The 18,458-nt window shown below is 71.5% G+C and carries 13 protein-coding genes; 3 read left to right on the top strand and 10 right to left on the bottom strand.

All coding sequences use genetic code 11. The features are described from left to right. Nucleotides 1-20: 20 nt before the first annotated feature. A complete protein-coding gene (locus AB2L28_RS07130) occupies nucleotides 21-1,313 on the bottom strand; it encodes a glycoside hydrolase family 27 protein (RefSeq protein WP_370718058.1) in 1,293 nt (430 codons plus the stop codon). After that, a complete protein-coding gene (gene melA, locus AB2L28_RS07125; RefSeq protein WP_370718057.1) occupies nucleotides 1,310-2,683 on the bottom strand; it encodes an alpha-galactosidase in 1,374 nt (457 codons plus the stop codon). Before melA ends, AB2L28_RS07130 begins: the two co-directional genes overlap by 4 nt. A gap of 84 nt (nucleotides 2,684-2,767) precedes the next feature. On the opposite strand from melA, the gene AB2L28_RS07120 reads away from it, so the two are divergent. After that, a complete protein-coding gene (locus AB2L28_RS07120; RefSeq protein WP_370718056.1) occupies nucleotides 2,768-3,604 on the top strand; it encodes a helix-turn-helix domain-containing protein in 837 nt (278 codons plus the stop codon). Here AB2L28_RS07120 and AB2L28_RS07115 read toward each other — a convergent pair. From AB2L28_RS07115 to AB2L28_RS07105, 3 genes are read right to left on the bottom strand one after another with little or no spacing between them, the layout of a single operon-like run. After that, nucleotides 3,585-4,961, bottom strand: a complete 1,377-nt coding sequence (locus AB2L28_RS07115) for an ABC transporter substrate-binding protein (protein WP_370718055.1) — start codon at nucleotides 4,959-4,961, stop codon at nucleotides 3,585-3,587. The genes AB2L28_RS07120 and AB2L28_RS07115 overlap by 20 nt on opposite strands. Nucleotides 4,962-4,969: 8 nt before the next feature. Continuing rightward, complete coding sequence (locus AB2L28_RS07110) at nucleotides 4,970-5,914, bottom strand: carbohydrate ABC transporter permease (RefSeq protein WP_370718054.1); 945 nt, start codon at nucleotides 5,912-5,914, stop codon at nucleotides 4,970-4,972. Nucleotides 5,915-5,938: 24 nt separating this feature from the next. Continuing rightward, nucleotides 5,939-6,883 carry a carbohydrate ABC transporter permease gene (locus AB2L28_RS07105; RefSeq protein ID WP_370718053.1) on the bottom strand — a complete coding sequence of 315 codons (945 nt, stop codon included), beginning with the start codon at nucleotides 6,881-6,883 and terminating at the stop codon, nucleotides 5,939-5,941. Nucleotides 6,884-7,178: 295 nt separating this feature from the next. On the opposite strand from AB2L28_RS07105, the gene AB2L28_RS07100 reads away from it, so the two are divergent. Continuing rightward, the gene (locus tag AB2L28_RS07100; RefSeq protein ID WP_370718052.1) at nucleotides 7,179-8,342 is read left to right on the top strand and encodes an ROK family protein; all 1,164 of its coding nucleotides are present in this window, start codon (nucleotides 7,179-7,181) and stop codon (nucleotides 8,340-8,342) included. A gap of 34 nt (nucleotides 8,343-8,376) precedes the next feature. Here the strand turns inward: AB2L28_RS07100 and AB2L28_RS07095 are convergent, their stop codons facing one another. The 5 genes from AB2L28_RS07095 to AB2L28_RS07075 form a co-directional block, all read right to left on the bottom strand. Continuing rightward, nucleotides 8,377-11,331, bottom strand: a complete 2,955-nt coding sequence (locus AB2L28_RS07095) for a glycoside hydrolase family 2 TIM barrel-domain containing protein (protein WP_370718051.1) — start codon at nucleotides 11,329-11,331, stop codon at nucleotides 8,377-8,379. Continuing rightward, complete coding sequence (locus tag AB2L28_RS07090; protein ID WP_370718050.1) at nucleotides 11,328-12,245, bottom strand: carbohydrate ABC transporter permease; 918 nt, start codon at nucleotides 12,243-12,245, stop codon at nucleotides 11,328-11,330. Before AB2L28_RS07090 ends, AB2L28_RS07095 begins: the two co-directional genes overlap by 4 nt. Then, nucleotides 12,242-13,207 (bottom strand): carbohydrate ABC transporter permease, encoded by a 966-nt coding sequence (locus tag AB2L28_RS07085; RefSeq protein WP_370718049.1) that lies wholly within the window; start codon nucleotides 13,205-13,207, stop codon nucleotides 12,242-12,244. Before AB2L28_RS07085 ends, AB2L28_RS07090 begins: the two co-directional genes overlap by 4 nt. A 10-nt stretch (nucleotides 13,208-13,217) precedes the next feature. Further along, nucleotides 13,218-14,558 (bottom strand): ABC transporter substrate-binding protein, encoded by a 1,341-nt coding sequence (locus AB2L28_RS07080; protein ID WP_370718048.1) that lies wholly within the window; start codon nucleotides 14,556-14,558, stop codon nucleotides 13,218-13,220. A 209-nt stretch (nucleotides 14,559-14,767) separates the two neighbouring features. Then, nucleotides 14,768-16,972 (bottom strand): alpha-galactosidase, encoded by a 2,205-nt coding sequence (locus AB2L28_RS07075; RefSeq protein WP_370718047.1) that lies wholly within the window; start codon nucleotides 16,970-16,972, stop codon nucleotides 14,768-14,770. A 210-nt stretch (nucleotides 16,973-17,182) separates the two neighbouring features. Here AB2L28_RS07075 and AB2L28_RS07070 point away from each other — a divergent pair, with 210 nt between their 5' ends. Continuing rightward, nucleotides 17,183-18,337, top strand: a complete 1,155-nt coding sequence (locus tag AB2L28_RS07070; RefSeq protein ID WP_370718046.1) for an ROK family protein — start codon at nucleotides 17,183-17,185, stop codon at nucleotides 18,335-18,337. Nucleotides 18,338-18,458 lie beyond the last annotated feature (121 nt).

The following is an 18,458-nucleotide window of genomic DNA, read 5'->3' as shown; positions in this document are numbered from 1 at the left end:
TGCGCACGGGGGTGGCGGGGTCAGTCAGGGATGTGCCGCAGCAGCACGCACCCGTGGGGGTCGAGGCGGACGGGGACCGCCGTGCTCCCGGGGGCGACCCCGCGGGTGGCGTCCTCCTGCGCGGTGACGGCAACCGTCTCGACGACGTCCGCCGTCCACACGTCGTGCACCGTCCCGAGGCGGGCGGGCAGGTCGACGTTCCGGCTGTCGAGCGCCACCTCGAGGGGGCCGTCGCCGAGGTTGAACGCCGCGACGTAGCCGGTGCCGCCCTCCCCCTGCGCGGTCCACAGGACGAGCGGACCCTCGCGGAACACCTCCCGGTTGCCGGTGGCGTCGAGCACGGCGAGCACGTCAGCGTTGGTGAACAGCGCGACGGTGGCGGGGTCGGACGACGGCAGGTCACCGCCGATCATGAGCGGGGACCGCGCCACGACCCACAGGGTGAGGAGGGTGCGGCGCTCGGCGGGGGTCAGGCGGTCGTGGCGGGGGTCGCCACGCTCGGCCCGCAGGCCGATGCGGCCCAGCGGCAGCATGTCCCCGTCGGGCCAGCCCTCGGGTCCCGCGTGCGGGGCCCAGCGGGCGAACCGCGCGAAGTTCGCCTCCACGTCCTCCCACCGGTCCCACAGGTCGTCGCAGATGCGCCACATCGTCGCGTGCTCGCGCAGGTGCGGCAGCCGGGACAGCGACAGGTCCCGCCCCGGGGACAGGCTCACGGCGATCTCCCGGCCGCACCGGTCCACGGCGCGGGCGAAGGCCTCGAGGTCGGCGGCCTGGTAGGGCCACAGCATGTCGTCGACCTTGACGAAGTCGACGCCCCAGGAGGCGTAGAGCTCCAGCACGGAGTCGTAGTACGCCTGGGCCCCGGGCTGGGTGTGGTCCAGCCCGAGCATGTCGGGGTTCCACTCGCAGACGTTCGTGCGGTCGACGAAGGGCGTGTCCTCCTCGACCGCGAGGCGCGGGATCCCGCGCATCACGTGGATGCCGAACTTCAGCCCGAGAGCGTGGACCTGCGCCGCCAGCGGCCCGAACCCCGCTCCCCCGGCGGCGCTGGGGAAGCGTCCGGGGTCGGGGACGAGCCGCCCGGCGGCGTCCAGGCACAGGGGTGCCTCCGGGTTGTAACCGTGGGCCTTCGCCGTCGGGTCGGACCAGTCGATGTCCACGACGACGGTGTCCCAGCCGAAGGGCAGGAGGTGCTCGGCCAGGAACCGGGCGTTGGCGAGCACCTCCTCCTCGGTCACCGTCGTGCCGTAGCAGTCCCAGCTGTTCCAGCCCATCGGCGGCCGGGTCGGGCCCGCGGTCGAGCGCGCCCTCATGCGCGCAGGTTCTCCGGCAGCCGCTCGGCGTGCGCGGTGAGCAGTTCCTCGGTCATGTCCCGCGCCTGCTCCAGGGTGAGCAGCGCCGCCGTCAGCGGGTCGACGGCCACCGCGTGGAAGACGTTCTCGCGGTTCCCGGTGAGGGCCGCCTGCACGGCGAGCGTCTGCACGTTGACGTTGGTCCGGTTCAGGGCGGCCAGCTGCAGCGGCAGCTCGCCGATGGAGGTGGGCTGCACGCCGTTCTCGTCGACGAGGCACGGCACCTCGACGCACGCGTCGGCCGGGAGGTTGGAGATGACCCCGGGCGCGTTCGGGACGTTGCCGTAGACGACGCTCGGGACGCCCGTCACCACCGAGTTCACGATCGAGGCGCCGTACTCGACGCTCGGGGCCAGCTCCTCCTTCAGCTTGGCGAGCTGGGTGTCGATGTCGCCCTGGTCGTCGTGGCCGACGCAGATCTCGTAGTAGTCCCACCGTTCGGGGATGTAGTGCTCGACCATCTCGGGGTTCTTGCGGAAGTACGGCAGGTACTCCGAGGCGTGGTGGCTGGACTCGGTCTCGAAGTAGCCGAAGGCGTTCATCAGCGTGGTGCGGACCTGCTCGTTGCCACCCTCGTAGGTGCTGGCGGCCTGGGCGGCCTCGCTGTGGTCCCCGTCGTCGCCGGCGAGCTCGTGCGCACCGCGACCCGCCACGTGCTTCTCGTTCATGACCTCGCGCAGGCGGGGGTAGAGGTCCTCCTGCCCGCGGCGGAACCTCAGGACCCACGCCTGGTGGTTGATGCCGGCGGAGAGGTAGTTCACCTCGTCGTAGGGGACGTCGAGCGTGCGCGCGAGCATGCGGGTCGTCCCCTGCACGCTGTGGCACAGCCCGACGGTCTTCAGGCCCTTGGCGTTGAGGAACGCCGTGGCCATCGCCATCGGGTTGGCGTAGTTGATGAAGACCGCACCGGGGCAGACCTCGAGCGCGTCGGCCGCGATGGCCTCGTAGGCGGGGACGGACCGCAGGAAGCGGAACACGCCGCCGGGGCCGACGGTGTCGCCGACGGTCTGGTCGATCCCGTACCGGCGCGGGATGAGGACGTCGTCCTTGTACGCCTCGACGCCGCCCACCTGGAAGGTGATGATGACGAAGTCGGCCCCGTCGAGGGCTGCCCGCCGGTCGGTCGTCTCCTCGACCTCGGCGTCGAACCCGTGGTGGGCGACGAGCTTGCGCGCCGCGTCGGCCACGGGCCCGAGCTTGTCCTCACGGACGTCCATGAGGCACAGCCGGGCCGAGCGCAGGGCCGGGAAGCTGAGGATGTCGCCGATGAGGCGGAACGGGAAGACGAAACCACCGGCGCCGATGATGGTGATCTTGGGGCTCTGCGTCATGGCTCCAGGCTAGGCTCCGAACCCGTCGGGACGCGTCCGGGAACCGCACCAAACCTTCCAGGATCCTCAGGTACCGTGGGCTGCGTGGAAACCGCCGAACCGGCCCTGTGGGTGCACCGGGGTTCCGCCCCGCCCATGCGGGAGTTCCACCGCCACGACGACGTGGAGGTGAACGTGGCGGTCCGCGGGTCGCTGGAGTACCTCATCGGCGGGCGCCGGACGACCGTCCCGGAAGGACACACCGCGCTCTTCTGGGCGGCCGTCCCGCACCGCCTGGCCCGGCAGGACGAACCGCGCGACAGCGACATCTGCTGGGTCCACCTGCCGCTCAGCACCGTGCTGCGCTGGTCGCTGCCCGAGGGCGCCGCGGCGCGCATCGTCTCGCACGGGGTGGTTGTCGTGCCCACGGCCGCCGTCGGCGACCACGTCGTCGCCCAGTTCGGGACCTGGCAGCGGGACCTGGCCGCGGGCGCGGACACCGGGGCCGTGCTGCTGGAGGGTCAGGCTCTGCTGCTGAGGATCCTGGCAGCCGAGGGGTCGGCCGGACCCGCTCCCGCGGACACCGCTCCGGGGTCGCGGGCCGACCTGCGCCCCGTGGCGCGGATGGCCCGCTTCACGGCCGAGAACTTCCGGTCCGGCATCTCCGCGGCGGACATCGCCCGGGCCGCGAACCTCAACCCCAACTACGCGACGACCCTCTTCCGCTCGACCGTCGGGGTGACGCTGGGCGAGCAGCTGCTGCGGCACCGGATCGCCGAGGCGCAACGCCTGCTGCTGACGACCACGATGACGACGGCAGCCGTCGCCCACGCGGCCGGGTTCGGGTCGGGGAGCAGCCTGTACGCCCACTTCTCGAAGGCCTGCGGCTGCTCCCCCGGCGCCTACCGCGCCACCCGCGCCGTCACTCCTGCGGGGCCGTGAAGAGGGCGTTGACCCGCTCGTTGGCCGCGTCGAAGGCGTCGAGGTCGGTGTTGAACGCCATGACGTTGTCCATGGTCGAGCCCATGATGCTCTGGAACTCGGCCCCGTTGAGGACGGCCGGGTAGGGGAAGGTGGTTCCCTGCTCGACCTGGTCGGTGAAGGCGCTGATGTCGAAGCCCGTCCGCCCCAGGGACTCCTTGGACGTCTCGACGGTGCTGGCGATCGCGGGCATCACGACCCCCGCCTGCGCCACGACCGACTGGCACTCCACCGAGGAGAGGTACTCGACCCACTTCCACGCCGCCCCCTTGACCTGCGAGGAGGTCGAGATGGAGTCGGCGAGGGAGTTCTGCATGGCCGATCGCTGGCCCGACGGACCGATCGGGGTCGGGGCGAGAGCCAGGTCGACCCCCTGCAGGTTCCCGTAGTTGGCCGTCTGCCAGGACCCCTCGCTGACGATCGCGTACCGGCCCGCCTGCATCTGCTGGTCGGGGGCACCGCCCTCGGTGAAGGCCAGCGGCGGCATGTACCCCTTGTCGATGAGCCCGCGCCACCACCCGTAGGTCTCCTTGAACTTCGGGTCGTCGTAGTGGAAGTCGGTGCCCCACATCGCCTTGTCGGCGTAGGACCACCCGTTGGTCATCGCCAGGTAGCTCCACTCGACCTGGCCGAACGGGGCGCCGGCCGAGCCCAGGCCGAGTCCGTACGTCCGGATCCTGGACTTGTCGAAGCCGGGTTCGTCCCCGCGGACGCCGTTCTGGTCGACGGTCAGGTGCGCGATGACCTGCTCGTAGGTGCCCCCGTCCTGCGGGTTCCACGTCAGGGTCTCCATGTCCTGCCGCGAGATGCCGGCCTCCTGCGTCATCGCCTCGTTGTAGAACAGGCCGATGGTGTCGAAGTCCTTCGGCAGGCCGTAGCGCTTGCCGTCCGGGCCGATCCACAGGTCCGTCGTGCCCTCGACGTACTTGCCGAGGTCGATGCCGGCCGCTTCGACCTGCTCGTCGATGGGCACGATGAGCCCGCGCTCGGCGAACTCGCCGTAACGCTGGGTGTGGTCGGCGAAGACGTCCGGGGCGGAGTTGGCGACGAAGCCCGTGAACAGCTTGTTCCAGTAGTCCTCCCAGCCGAACTGCTCGATCTGGATGTCGATGTCCGGGTTCTGCACCTGGAAGTCGTTCGCGCACTGCTGGTAGGCCGGCAGCTGCGCGGACTCCCAGAGCCAGTAGGTGACGGTGCCCGTCTCGCCGTCCGCGCCGGGGTCGACGCCGTAGGTGCCGCAGGCGGACAGCACCGCGACGGCGCCGACCGAGGCGACGGCGGTGCGCAGCCGGGCAGAGATTCGGGTGGAGAACGGCACGGCAGACCTCACTTGATCCCGGAGAAACCGATGGAGTTCACGATCTTGCGGCTGAAGACCGCGAACAGGATGACGACCGGCAGCGCCGCCAGCAGCGTCGCGGCCATGAGCCCGGCCCAGTCCGGAGCCCCCTGCGGCGTCTGCGAGCGGAAGACGGCCAGGGCGACGGTGAGGACGCGGTGGTCCCGGTCGGAGGCGACCAGCAGGGGCCACAGGTACTCACCCCAGGCCTGGATGTACTGCAGGATCGTCAGCGTCACGAGCGGACCGGAGGCCATCGGGAGGATGACGCGGAAGAACCGGCCGACGGCCCCGGCGCCGTCCAGACGAGCTGCTTCCTCGACCTCCCTCGGGATGCCGAGGAAGAACTGCCGCAGGAAGAAGATGGCGAACGGCGTCATGAAGAAGAACGGCAGGACGATGGCGGTGTACGAGCTCAGCAGACCCAGATCGCGCATGAGCAGGAAGTTCGGCAGCTGGGTGAAGATCGGGGGCACCATGAGCGCGGTGAGGAAGATGAAGAACACCGTGTTGCGGCCCGGCCAGCGCAACCGCGAGAACGCGTACGCGGCCATCGCGCCGAAGAAGACCTGGCCGGCGGTGATGAGCGAGGCGACGAGGACCGAGTTCAGCAGGGCCCTGAAGATGCTCACCGAGGCACCGGACCCGGCCTGGGCCTGCGCCTCCTCCGTGGTCGCCAGTCCCAGGACGCGCTCGAAGGCACCCCAGGTCGTCTCGACCGGGAGGAGGTTGGCCGGCTCGGTCGCCAGGTAGGCCCCGTTGGAGAAGGCCGTGCGCAGCATCCAGTAGAAGGGGAACAGGGTCGCGGCCATGATGAGGCCGAGCGCGGTCCAGGCGAGGACCCGACCCGGGTTCGGACGGCCGCGACGGGCTCCTCCGGTGGGCTTCGAGACCGCGACGGCCTCGTCGAACGTGGTGGCGGTGGTGGCCATGACGTCTCCGGTGGTCTCGGTCGCTCAGGCGACGTCGGACTCGTCGGCCCGCATCAGCCGGAGCTGGACGAAGGCGACGACGGCGAGGATGAGGAAGAGGACGACCGAGACCGCCGAGGCGTACCCGTACTGGTACCGCTGGAAGGCGAGGTCGAAGATGTAGTACTGGATGACCCGGGTCGCGTCCCCCGGGCCCCCGGCCGTCGTCACCGCGACGGTGTCGAAGGCCTGGAACGAGCCGATGACCGTGATGACCAGGACGAGCGCGAGGATGGGACGCAGCAGCGGCAACGTGATGCGCCAGAACATCTTCCACTCCGACGCGCCGTCGACGCGGCCGGCCTCGTAGACGTCGCCGGGGATCATCAGCATCCCCGCGAACAGGAGCAGCGCGGTGTAGCCCAGGTGGCGCCAGGTGTTGATGAAGGCGATCGTCGGGATGGCCCAGTCCTGGGAGCCGAAGAACGGCACGGCGTCCAGCCCCAGGAAGGTCAGCGCCTGGTTCGTGATGCCGATCTGCGCGTCGAGCATCCAGTAGAAGACGAGCGCCACGACGACGTTCGAGATGAGGTACGGCAGCAGGACGATGCTGCGGACGACGATCGAACGGGTGAGGCGGTGCAGCAGCACGGCCAGCAGCAGCGCGAGGACCGTCTGGGTGCCGATGTTGATGACGACGTACTGCACCGTCACCTTCATGGCGTTCCAGAAGATGGCGTCCGAGAACAGCGCGGCGTAGTTGTCCAGGCCGACGAACCGCGGCGGGCTGAAGAAGTCGAACTCGGTGAGGCTGTAGTACAGGCCCCGCAGCGTGGGCCAGAAGTAGAAGACGGTGAACCCCAGCAGCGCCGGGGCGACGAAGGCGAGGGCGGTCAGCCGCTCGCGCCGGGTGCCGTTCACGTCGGGACGCAGCGCCTGCCCGGAGACGGACACGCCCCCCGTCCGCGCGTTCCTGCTCGTGAGCGCCATGGGCTCAGGCCTTCTCGGGGTGGGCGGGGGACGAGGGGAGGGTGGGGTGCACTTGATCTCCGTGGACACGTCGTCGTGGACCGGGCTTCTCGTGTGCTGTGAGTTCTACGGCAATACACAACGAGCCGTCAACAGTCTCCTGGGAAGCAACACCGGATCGTGATGCTCCCGAGGTGCGGAATCGCGACGGGCTGCGACTTCTGCGGCGGAAGTCGGCTAGCGTGCGGACCGCACGATCCGCGCTGGATCGAGCCGGGGTCGGCGGTCGGCGCCGACAGCGCGGGAGGAGGTGCGCATGAGCCTGGACGCGCAGGCCCGGAGGTCGACGTGGACACCGCTGGCGGGCGCGGCGCACAGCATCGCCCTCGAGGTGCTGCTCGACGGGCCCCTGCCCCGCAGCGAGCTCGCGCGCCGGCTCGACCTGTCCGCGGGCAGCCTCACTCGCCTGTCCAGACCCCTGCTGGACTCCGGGCTCCTGGTCGAGACCCGTGGTGTCTTCGACCCGGCGTCCGGCCGCCTGACCCGGCCGCTCGACGTCGACGACGCCCGCGACGGTTTCGTCGGGGTCAAGCTCACGGCCGACACCGTCCACGCGGTCCTGACGACGCTGCGGGCCGAGGTGGTCGCCTCGCGGGAGGTGTCCCTGACGGACCGCTCCCCCGCGCACGTGGCCCGGACGGTCGCCGCGCTCGTCGGCGAGCTCAACGCCCTCGACCCCCGGCCGGTGCGCGCCGTGGGGGTCGGCCTGGGGGGCAAGGTCGGGGCGGACGGCGTCGTCGACAGCGCGCGCTACCTCGGCTGGGAGGACGTGCCGTTCGGCGGTCCGCTCGAGGACCTCCTCGGCGTCCCGGTCGTGGTCGACAACGACGTGCTGTCCCTCACCCGGGCCGAGCAGTGGTTCGGGTCGGCCCGCCGCTGCGGGCACTTCGCCGTCGTGGTCGTGGGCATGGGGATCGGCTACGGCCTCGTCGTGCACGACCAGGTGGTCGACCGCCCCGACTCCGGTGTCGGGTTGCTCGGCCACCACCCGCTGGACTCGCACGGACCGCTGTGCCCGGCCGGGCACGTGGGGTGCGCCGAGGCGGTCCTGACCACCGGGGCGCTCACCGCACGCGCCGGTCTCGCGCTGCGCAGGCCCGTCACCGTGCCCGAGGTGCTGGACCTCGCCGAGCGGGGGGAACCGCTGGCCCGCAGGGTGGTCGACGACGCCGCGCGGTCGCTGGGGACCCTGCTCGCGGCGGTCGGGAACTTCACGATGCCCGAGCGCATCGTCGTCTCGGGCGAGAACGCGCGGCTGGCCGAGGTGGGGCGGGTCGCCCTCGACGCGGGACTGCGCGCGGGGCGGAACCCGCTCGCCGACGGGCTCCCCGTGGACGTGCAGCTCACGGGGTTCGCCGAGTGGGCCCGGGGCGCGGCGGTGACGGCGATCCGGACGTTCGTCCTCGGCTCGCGCCGTTGACGTCCGCCCGGACCGCCGGTCGACCCCGGACCGGTCAGCCCAGGGGTTCGAGCACGAACCCGAAGCTCACGGGCCCGGCGTCGAGCCGGTACCGGGGCAGGGCGCCGGGCCCGCAGGACCCCGTCCCGATCCCCTGCTGGGCGTGGTCCAGGTGCAGCCAGACCCGTCCCTCGTCGTGCAGCGCGGACGTGTGGGTCGCGGCGTCGAGCGCCTCGGTGCTCCACGGCCGGACGGTCACGCCGAACGGGGTGGTGCTGCGGACGCGCAGACCCCGGCCCGCACCGTCGGTGAGGTCGGCCCAGCGGACCCCGGCCCGCTGGCCGTTCTCCTGCGGGTGGACGTACGGCGTCTGCAGCTCCTCGACCGTCGCGCGGAACCGGCTCGTCCACGTCGCCGCCCCCGTGTCGGGGTAGGCCTCCCCCGGTCCCTGCCCGAACCAGGTCAGGTGCCGCAGCTCCCGCGGCAGCGCGAGCCGGATCCCGACGCGGGGCAGCGGGACGGCGAGCCCGCCGGGCGTCTCGGGGACGACGTCGACCTGCAGGTGCACGGCCCCACCCGCCAGCGGCGTCCAGCGCCACGTGGTGGCGAACCCCGTGTCCGTCCCGGCGGGAGCGCTGCGCCCGGCCACGACCACGGCGGTCCCGGTGCGCTCGACGCCACCGGTCCGGTGCCGCAGGCGCTGCAGCCCCAGCGAACGCCACGTCGGTTCCAGCGGGTCGCCGAAGTCACCGCGGTCGTTGTCGGTCGGGGCGCGCCAGAGCGCGAGTTCCGCCACCGCCACCGGCACGGTCCCGATCTGCCGCAACCGACCGGTCCGCGCGTCCAGCTCGGCCGGACCGACGACCAGGTCCGGTCCGCGCAGCACCGGGGTCCCCTCGACGGTGGGTTCCTGCCCGGCGCCCGGGTCGAGCTGCACCTGCCCCCGACCCAGCTCGTGACCCACCTGCGCCCACGACGTGGCCGCCGCGAGGTGCGCGGTGACGGTGAACCACCGCTCCCCGCTCGCGGGGCCGAGGCCGGCGACCTCGTCGGGCAGCTCCAGCAGCGTCGACGCGCGAGGCGCCAGGTCCGGTGTCGGCAGCGTCCCCGAGGCCACGGGCACCCCGTCGTCCTCGACGGACCAGCGCAGCGCGACGTGGCCGAGGTCGACGACGTCGAAGTGGTTGGTCAGCCGCAGCAGGTCACCGGACGGCGTCGCCTCGGCGCGCAGGCGCACCTGGGCGATGACGGCCGCGTAGTCGAGCAGACCGGGTGAGGGCGTGCGGTCGGGGAACACGAGCCCGTCGGCGACGAAGGCACCGTCGTGCACGGGTTCGCCGAAGTCGCCGCCGTACGCGAAGCGCTCAACACCGTCGGGACCGGTCTGGCGCAGGCCGTGGTCGATCCACTCCCACACGAACCCGCCCATGCACCGCTCGGAGGACTCGAACAGGTCCTGGTACTCCACCAGCCCACCGGGGCCGTTGCCCATCGCGTGGGCGTACTCGCACTGCACGAAGGGCATGGCCCGACGGCGCGCGTCGGCGGCCGCGTCGTCGAGGGGTTCCTCGGCACGGCCCGCGATGGCCTCGACCTCGGCGTGGCTGGCGTACATCCGCGAGTAGACGTCCGCGTACGGGACGGCCCAGTCGTGCTCGTAGTGGACGGGACGGGAGGAGTCCCGCTCCTTGACCCACGCGGACATGGCGGCGAGGTTCTGCCCGGTGCCGCTCTCGTTGCCGAGCGACCACAGCACGATGCTCGGGTGGTTCTTGTCCCGTTCGACCGTGCGTCGCACGCGGTCGAGGTAGGCCTCGCGCCAGCGCGGGTCGTCGGAGGGGTTGCCGCGCCAGTCCAGCAGCCAGAACCCGTGCGTCTCGAGGTCGCACTCGTCGACGACCCACAACCCGTGCTCGTCGCACAGGTCGAGGAACCGCGGGTGCGGCGGGTAGTGGCTGGTGCGGACGGCGTTGACGTTGTGCCGCTTCATCAGCAGCACGTCGGCCAGCATCTCGGCCTCGGTGACGGCGCGCCCGCGGTCGGCCGACACCTCGTGCCGGTTCACACCGCGCAGCTTCACCGGCACGCCGTTGACGGTGAAGACCCCGTCGACGATCGCGACGGTCCGGAACCCGACGCGCAGGCGGACGCGCTCACCGCCGCCGACGACCTCCGCCTCGTGACCGCTGACGACCTCCGCGTCGTGACCGCTGACGACCTCCGCGTCGTACAGACGCGGCACCTCCGCCGACCACGGCTCCACCTCGGAGACCTGGACGTCCTGCCCGCACGGCACGTCGATCCCCAGCTCGGGGACCAGCAGCCGCGCCGGGGACGGGGTGTCGACCCGCAGCGAGCCCGTCCCCGTGGCGTGGTCGTACCCGGCGTGGACGAAGACGTCCTCCACGGCGTGCGCGGGCCGGGACAGCAGCGTGACGTCGCGGAAGATCCCCGACAGCCACCACATGTCCTGGTCCTCCAGGTAACTGGCGGCCGACCACTGGTGCACGCGGACGGCGAGCAGGTGCTCGTCCCGGCCCGCCTGCAAGGCGTCGGTGACGTCGAACTCGACGGGCAGGCGGGACCCGACCGACCGCCCGACCTCGGTTCCGTCGACCCAGGCCGTGAAGGCCGAGTCGACCCCCTCGAAGCGCAGGACCACGCGGGCCCCGTCGGTGCGGAACCCGGCCGGGAGCACGAAGGTGCGGCGGTGGTCGCCCGTCGGGTTCTCGTCCGGGACGAACGGCGGTTCCACCGGGAAGGGGTAGGTGATGTTGGTGTAGGCGGGGGCGCCCCAGCCCTGCAGCTGCCAGTGCCCCGGGACCTCGATGCGGTCCCAGGCCCCGTCCTGCAGATCGGGGTCCGCGAGGTCGGCGGGGGTGTCGGCGTGCTCGGCGTAGCGGAAGCGCCACCCGCCGTTCAGCGACGACGACGGTGCGTCGGAACGCACCCACGCCCGCGCTGGGAGGGCCCCCTGCGCGGGCGTGAAGTCCTCGAACCAGTGGTTCATCCCTTGGTGGCTCCCAGCGTCAGACCGGACACGAACTGCTTCTGCAGCGCGAAGAACACGACGAGCACCGGCAGGGCGACGAGCACCGAACCGGCGGACAAGAGGTTGTAGTCGGTGAAGAACTGGCCCTTGAGGTTGTTCAGCGAGCTCGTGATCGGGAACTTGTCACCCGTCTGCAGCAGGACGGTCGCCCAGAAGAACTCGTTGTAGATCCACGTGATCTCGAGCACCGCGAGCGCGGCCAGGGCGGGCCGGCACAACGGCAGGGTGATCTGCCACCACTGCCTGAGCACGCTCAACCCGTCGACCTGAGCGGCCTCGTACAGCTCGTAGGGCAGCGTCTTCATGTAGTTGCTGAGGACGAAGGCGCAGAAGCCCGTCTGGAAGGCGGTGTTGACGATGATCAGCGCCCAGTAGCTGTCCAGCAGCGATCCGGAGTAGCTGAACCAGTACGGCACCTGCACCGCGCGGAAGAGCCGGTACAGCGGGATCAGCAGCGCCTGCGGCGGCAGGAGGTTGGCCGCCGTGAACAGGCCCAGCAGGGCCAGGTTGAACTTGAAGCTGAACCGGGCGACCACGAAGGCGACCATCGAGGCGAGCAGGAGCGCCAGCACCACCGCGGGCACCGTGATGACGACCGAGTTCAGGAAGTGGCGGCCGAAGTCGCCCTGTTCCCAGGCGTTGACGTAGTTGTCGAAGGTGAACCCGCCGAAGGAGGCGTACCCGTTGGCCTGCGTGTACTGGTAGTCGCGGAACGAGTTGAAGACCGCCCACAGCAGCGGGAACAACCACAGGACCGATGAGACGATCAAGAACACGTACAGGACGACGCGCGCCGGCGGCGTCCTGCGCGGCGCGGACGGGACGGCGCCGGCCTGCCGGCGGCCGACACCCCCGATCGTGCTCGAACTCATCGTTCGTCCTCCCGCATGACGACCGTCAGGTAGATGCTGATGAACACCAGCGAGATCAGCAGCATGATCGTCGCCAGGGCGGACCCGAAGCCGATGCGGCTCGCCTCGCCCACGATGTTCGCGGTGACCAGGGTCGCGAGCAGCTCGAGGCCGTTGCGGCCCTGGTTGATGATCCAGACCAGGTCGAAGGCGCGCAGCGACTCGATGACCGTGATGACCAGCACGATGATGTTGATGGGGCGCATCACCGGGAAGACGATCCGGAAGAACGTCTGGACCTGGTTGGCGCCGTCCATCTGCGCCGCCTCCTTCAAGGAGGCGTCCACCCCCTTCAGCCCGGCCAAGTAGAGCAGCATGACGTACCCGACCTGCCGCCAGCACGTCGCGAACAGCGCCGCCCAGATGTTCCACCGCGGGTCTCCGTAGAAGTCGACCTGGGTGCCCAGGACCGCGTTGATGAGGCCCTGGTCGCGGGAGTACATGAGCTGCCAGATGAAACCGATGAGGGCCAGCGACAGCACGACGGGCAGGTAGAGGGCGGTCTGGTAGAACCGGCTGCCCTTGAGCTCCTTGTCGATGAGGACCGCGAAGAGGATCCCGAGCGGGGTCGCCACGACGAACATCACGACGAGCCAGAGCAGGTTGTGCTCGACCGCCGGCTTGAAGGGCGGGTAGATCGTGAAGACGTCGGTGTAGTTCTGCAGGCCGATCACCTTCGCGTCCGCGAGCGAACCGACACCGTTCCAGTCGGTGAACGACAGCAGCACCGAGGCGATCGCCGGCAGCCAGATGAGACCGACGACCACGACGGTGGGGATGGCCACCATGAGGACGACGACGAGGCGGTCGCGGCCGGTCAGACGCCGGACGCGCTGGTTCTTGCCGGAGCTCTCGTGGGACCCCGCGGACGGCGCGGGGTGCGCCGTCTGCGGGGCCGCGAGCGGCAGGTCGGGGGACGACACGGGCGCTCCTTCAGGAGGTGAAGATGCTCTTCTTCTGGTTCTCGATCTGGGTGCAGAGCCCGTCGATGTCGTTCGGGTTCTGGATGAACGACTGCAGCGAGGGGATCATGACCGTCGAGGCGAAGTCCGGACGGGTGTCGCGGTCCATGAACTGCGAGATGGACTTCGCGTTCGCGACGAAGTCGGCGCACTTCTTCTGCAGCTCGGTGTAGTGCGACCTGTCCGACTCGGTGTTCGCCGCGATCCCCGACGGGTCGTTCGTCGTCTGGACCACGCCGTTCTCCGGGGAGCCCAGGTAGAGGAGCAGCTCCCTGGCGCCGTCCTCGTTGCGGGGGCGCTCGGACATCATGAAGCCGTCGATGGGGGCCTCCACGGCGTCGGCGCCGATGGCGGGGTCGATCTCCGGGAAGTTGAAGAAGTCGATGTCGTCCTGGTCGGCCTCGTCGAACTGCTGGCTGATGAAGGACCCGATGACCATCATGCCGGACGTCTTGTTGACGATCCCGGTCGCCGCCTCCTGCCAGGTGCGCCCCAGGGAGTCGGACTGGGAGAGCGGCAACAGCCCGCGCCAGGTGTCGAACACGTTCTTGACCTTCGGGTCGGTCCAGGACTCCTCGCCGGCCATGAGGTCGACGTGGAACTGGTAGCCGTTGAGGCGCATGTTGAGCTGGTCGAACGTGCCCATCGCCGGCCAGCCCTCCTTGTCGGCGAACGCGAGGGGGACCAGACCGTCCTGCTGCATCTGCGTGGCGAGGGTCTTCATCTCGTCCAGGGTCTCGGGGGCCTGGTAGCCCCGCTCCTGCCACAGGGACTTGCGGTAGAAGACCGCCCACGGCCCGTACGTGGTGGGGACGAAGTACTGCTTGCCGTCCTCACCGGTCGAGGCCTTCTTGAACGCCTCGGTGTAGTCCGAGCCGATCGTCTCCCAGATGTCGGAGATGTCCGACGCCAGCCCTTGGGCCGCGAAGAACTGCATCCGGTAGCCGGCGAACCACGAGAAGACGTCGTCGGGGCTGCCCTGCAGGTAGTTGTTGATGTTGTTCTGGAAGGTCGTGTGGTCGATCGTGTTGAGCTTGACCGAGATGTCCTGCTGCTCCTCCGCGGCCGCCACCATGGCGTTCATGGTCTTCAGGGGCACCTCGTCGGAGAAGTTGGAACCCAGGGTCACCTCGCCCCCACCTCCACCCCCACCGCCGGATCCGCCCCCGTCGCCGCACGCGGCGAGCAGAGCGGGGAGCCCGGCGGCCAGGAGCGAGCCGCGCAGCATCGACCGGCGGCTGAAGCCGTGCCGGCCGGCGGACGCGGGCACGAGGCCGGCGAGGTACTCGGATTCGGTGCTGGGGCGGTTCATCGCGACTCCTTCGTCGGCGTCCGGTTCGGCCCCGGACGCGGCACGCAGTGCTGCCGACCGTCATCACGGTGGTCAGTCCCTGCAAGCGTGTGCTGGCGGTTCATCGACTGTCAAGCAGATCCGGGAAACCCCGGCGTAGAACTCTCGGACATCCCCTCGTCGAGCAGGACGACTGCCGCGCAAGGGGTTCGGGCACCCGAGGGGCCCGCTCAGACGCGACGCACCCGCAGCAGCAGGAGCTGCTGCGGCTGCATCGCCGGTGCCGCCACCCCGGCCGCCTCGAGGGCGCGGCCGGTGAGCCGCACCCCCGAGGCGAGCCACGGCAGGTCACGTCCTCCGCGCACGGCGGGGTCGTGCCCCGGTTCCTGCGCGGTGACCTCGTACTCCGCCTGGGGCAGCAGGCCGGGCAGGCGCACCCGGCCGGGGACGGAACCGTCGGGGGTTCCCGTCTGCACGACCGCGAACAGCGCGTCCGAACCGTCCGGCGCCACCGTCCCGTGGACCCGGAACGACGGGTCGACGTCGTCGGCCCGGACGAGGGTCCCGGTGTGCAGCAGTCCGCGCACGTCCTTGTAGAGGGCGACCCAGCGGGCCAGTTCCTCGCGGTCGTCCGCGGACAGTCCGGTGAGGTCGGTCTCGACGCCGAACGAGGCGAAGAGCGCCGTGCCGGCCCGGAACGACAGGTCGCTCGTGCGGTGCGTCGTGTGCGACGGGGACGCACCGACGTGCGAGCCGATGAGCTCGGGCGGCAGGAGCTGCAGCGTCCAGCGCTGGATGTCCTGGCGTTCCAGCGGGTCGATGCAGTCGCTGGCCCACACCCGGTCGGTGTGCTCGAGCACCTCCAGGTCGACGCGCAACCCGCCCGAGGAGCAGGACTCGATCTCCACCCCGGGGTGCCGGCGGCGCAGCTCGTCGAACAGGCGGTAGACCGCGAGGGTCTGCGCGTGCACCCCCGGCGCGCGGACCGGTCCCGACCCCGCCTCGACGAGGTCGCGGTTGTGGTCCCACTTCAGGTAGGAGATCTCGTGCTCGGACAGGATCGCGTCGAGCCGTTCCAGCACGTACGCGAAGGCGTCGGGGTTGCCGAGGTCGAGGACCTGCTGCTGCCGGGACTCCGGGGGCAGCCGGTCCCCGCCGCGCAGGATCCAGTCCGGGTGCGCGCGGGCCAGGTCGGAGTCCGGGTTGACCATCTCCGGTTCCACCCAGAGCCCGAACTGCAGGCCCAGCGCGCGGACCCCGTCGACGAGGGGCCGCAGGCCCTGCGGCCAGACGCCCTCGTCGACGTACCAGTCACCGAGCCCGGCATCGTCGGAGCGTCGGTGGCGGAACCACCCGTCGTCCAGCACGTACCGTTCCGCACCGACCTCGGCGGCGGCCCGGGCCAGTTCCAGCAGCTTGTCCAGGTCCAGGTCGAAGTAGACGGCCTCCCAGGTGTTCACCACGACCGGGCGCGGGGAGGTGGGGTGGTGCGGCCGGGCGCGCAGGTGCTCGTGGAACCGGGCGGCGATCCCGTCCAGACCGGCGTCGGACCAGGCGCCGAACACCCAGGGGCTGGCGTAGCCCTCACCCGGCGCCAGCCGGACCTCGCCGGGCAGCAGGAGTTCCCCGCCCGACAGCGTCGTGGTGCCGCTGTTGAGGCGTTCGGCGATCGAGCGGTGGTTCCCGCTGAAGGCCGTGTGCTGGGCCCAGACCTCCCCTCGGCGGAACCCGAAGCCCGCGGTGCCCACGGCCAGGACGAGCGGCGCGTCCGGTCCGGTCCGCCCCCGGCGGTTCTCCCGCACGTGCGACCCGAAGGTCAGCGGACGGCGCTGGGGGACGCGCTCCTTGGCCCACCGGCCGGCGAGGTCGAAGAGCTCGGTCGCCACGACGGGGACGGGCAGGCTCAAGGCCAGGTCGAGGACCTCGTAGACGCCCGTGCCCGTGTTCGTCACCGTGGCGCGGTGCCGCAGCAGCCCCGAGGGCAGGAGCTCGAGCTCGATGCCCAGGGTGAGGGCGGCGGCCTCGTCGGCGCAGTCGACGCGCAGCCGCCCCCCGGACGGGCCCTCCTCGACCTCCACCGCGGTCGGCACGAAGCGGGTGGACCAGGCGGCACCGGCGCGGTGGCCGCTCAGACCGGGCCGGCCGCCCCAGCCCCAGGACCCCTCCGGCAGCAGGCGCACCGGCTGCGGCTCGTCGAGGTCGTTGTTGGCGCGGGCCGTGCGGCCGGCGGTCACGAGGTCGGCGAGGTGCCGTTCGCCGAGATCGCCGAGGTCCGCGCCCCAGTGCACGACGACCGGCACGGAGGTGGCGGGGACGTCGACCACGAGGCTGACGCCCGCGGCCCGCAGGTGCAGGGTCCGACCCGCCGCAGCCCCGGACGCGGCGGCCGCGGGACCGTCGCCCGGGGCGAGGGGGGTGGGGTCGTGCTGGGTCACGGTGGCTCCGTCGGCACGTCGGCGTGGTGGACAGGGAGAGTTCTACGCCGAAACTCCCACGCCGTCAATCACGGTCCCACCGCGGTCTTCGGAAGGAGAACTTCCCGAAGTGACTTCCGCACCAACACTCCCAGCCGTACGATCCAGGTTCGACGAAGGAGGCGGACCATCGACGCTCCCGCACCCGGCGCCCGTACCGCGCCGACGGCCGTGGCCTGGACACCCCTGACGGGCACGGCGCACAGCATCGCCCTGGAGGTGCTGCTGGACGGGCCGCTGCCCCGCAGCGAGCTGGCCCGGCGCCTCGACCTCTCCGCCGGCACGCTGACGCGGCTGTCGCGGCCGCTGCTGGACTCCGGCCTGCTCCAGGAGATCGGGGAGGCCCCCGACCCGGTCACGGGCCGGCCGACCCGGCCCATGGACGTCGACGAGCGCTCCCACCTGTTCGTGGGCGTCAAGCTGACGGCGACGACCGTCCACGTCGTGCTGACCTCCTTGCGCGCCACCGTCCTCGGGACCGTCGAGGCCGTCCTGCCGGACCCCTCCCCCGACTCCGTCCGCGAGACCGTGGTCGGTCTGGTCCGCGCGGTGGTGGCCGAGCACGACCTCCTCGCGCCCGGGAACGTCCGGGCCGTCGGGGTCTCGCTCGGCGGTCTCGTCGGAGCGGACGGGCACGTGCTCAACGCGAGCTTCCTGGGCTGGGAGGACGTCCCCCTGGGCCGGGACCTGGAGGCCGAGCTGGGCCTGCCGGTCGTCGTCGACAACGACCTGCTGTCCTTCGCGCGCGCGGAGCAGTGGTTCGGCTCCGCGCGCCGCTGCGGGCACTTCGCCGTCCTGACCATCGGCGAAGGGCTGGGCTACGGCCTCGTCGTGCGCGACGAGGTGCTCGACCGCCCGGACGCCGGGGTGGGGCTGCTCGGGCACTTCCCGCTGCTGCCCGGGGGTCCCCTGTGCCCCGACGGGCACCAGGGCTGCGCCGACGCGCTGCTGACCGTGGCGGCCGTGGAGTCGCGCGCGTCCGCGGCGCTGCGCCGGCCCGTGCGGTACGAGGAGGTGCTCGACCTCGCCGCGGAGGGCGACCCGCTGGCGCGCCGCGTCGTCGACGACTCCGCCTACGGCCTCGGCGTCCTCGTCGCCGCGATCGGCAACCTCACCATGCCGGAGAAGGTCATCCTGTCCGGCGAGGGCATCCGGCTGGCCGTCGTCGGCCAGGACGCCCTGCACCGCGGCCTCCGGGAGCACCGCAGCCGCTACGCCGGCGCGCTGGACCTGGAGGTGCAGCCGACGGGGTTCACCGAGTGGGCCCGCGGCGCGGCGGTCACCGCGATCCGGACCTTCGTGCTCGGCAGCCGCACCACCGGCTGAGACGACCCGGCCCCCTCCGCGCGGGACGGGGCGGGGCGGGCTCGCCTACCCTGGGCTCGTGCGGATCGCGGGGACGACGAACGGCCGGCTCGTGCGCCGTCGCCACGTCGACCTGTGCCGC

The sequence above is a fragment of the Kineococcus mangrovi genome (genome assembly GCF_041320705.1).
In the GTDB taxonomy this organism is placed as follows: Bacteria; Actinomycetota; Actinomycetes; order Actinomycetales; family Kineococcaceae; genus Kineococcus; species Kineococcus mangrovi.
The sequence above is the reverse complement of the archived record's forward strand: the minus strand, read 5'-3'. Positions and strand labels throughout refer to the sequence as shown.

Coding starts and splice junctions, on each gene's coding strand:
- AB2L28_RS07130 (WP_370718058.1), bottom strand. CDS start 1,313: ATGAGGGCGCGCTCGACCGCGGGCCCGACCCGGCCGCCGATGGGCTGG.
- melA (WP_370718057.1), bottom strand. CDS start 2,683: ATGACGCAGAGCCCCAAGATCACCATCATCGGCGCCGGTGGTTTCGTC.
- AB2L28_RS07110 (WP_370718054.1), bottom strand. CDS start 5,914: ATGGCCACCACCGCCACCACGTTCGACGAGGCCGTCGCGGTCTCGAAG.
- AB2L28_RS07105 (WP_370718053.1), bottom strand. CDS start 6,883: ATGGCGCTCACGAGCAGGAACGCGCGGACGGGGGGCGTGTCCGTCTCC.
- AB2L28_RS07100 (WP_370718052.1), top strand. CDS start 7,179: ATGAGCCTGGACGCGCAGGCCCGGAGGTCGACGTGGACACCGCTGGCG.
- AB2L28_RS07095 (WP_370718051.1), bottom strand. CDS start 11,331: ATGAACCACTGGTTCGAGGACTTCACGCCCGCGCAGGGGGCCCTCCCA.
- AB2L28_RS07090 (WP_370718050.1), bottom strand. CDS start 12,245: ATGAGTTCGAGCACGATCGGGGGTGTCGGCCGCCGGCAGGCCGGCGCC.
- AB2L28_RS07080 (WP_370718048.1), bottom strand. CDS start 14,558: ATGAACCGCCCCAGCACCGAATCCGAGTACCTCGCCGGCCTCGTGCCC.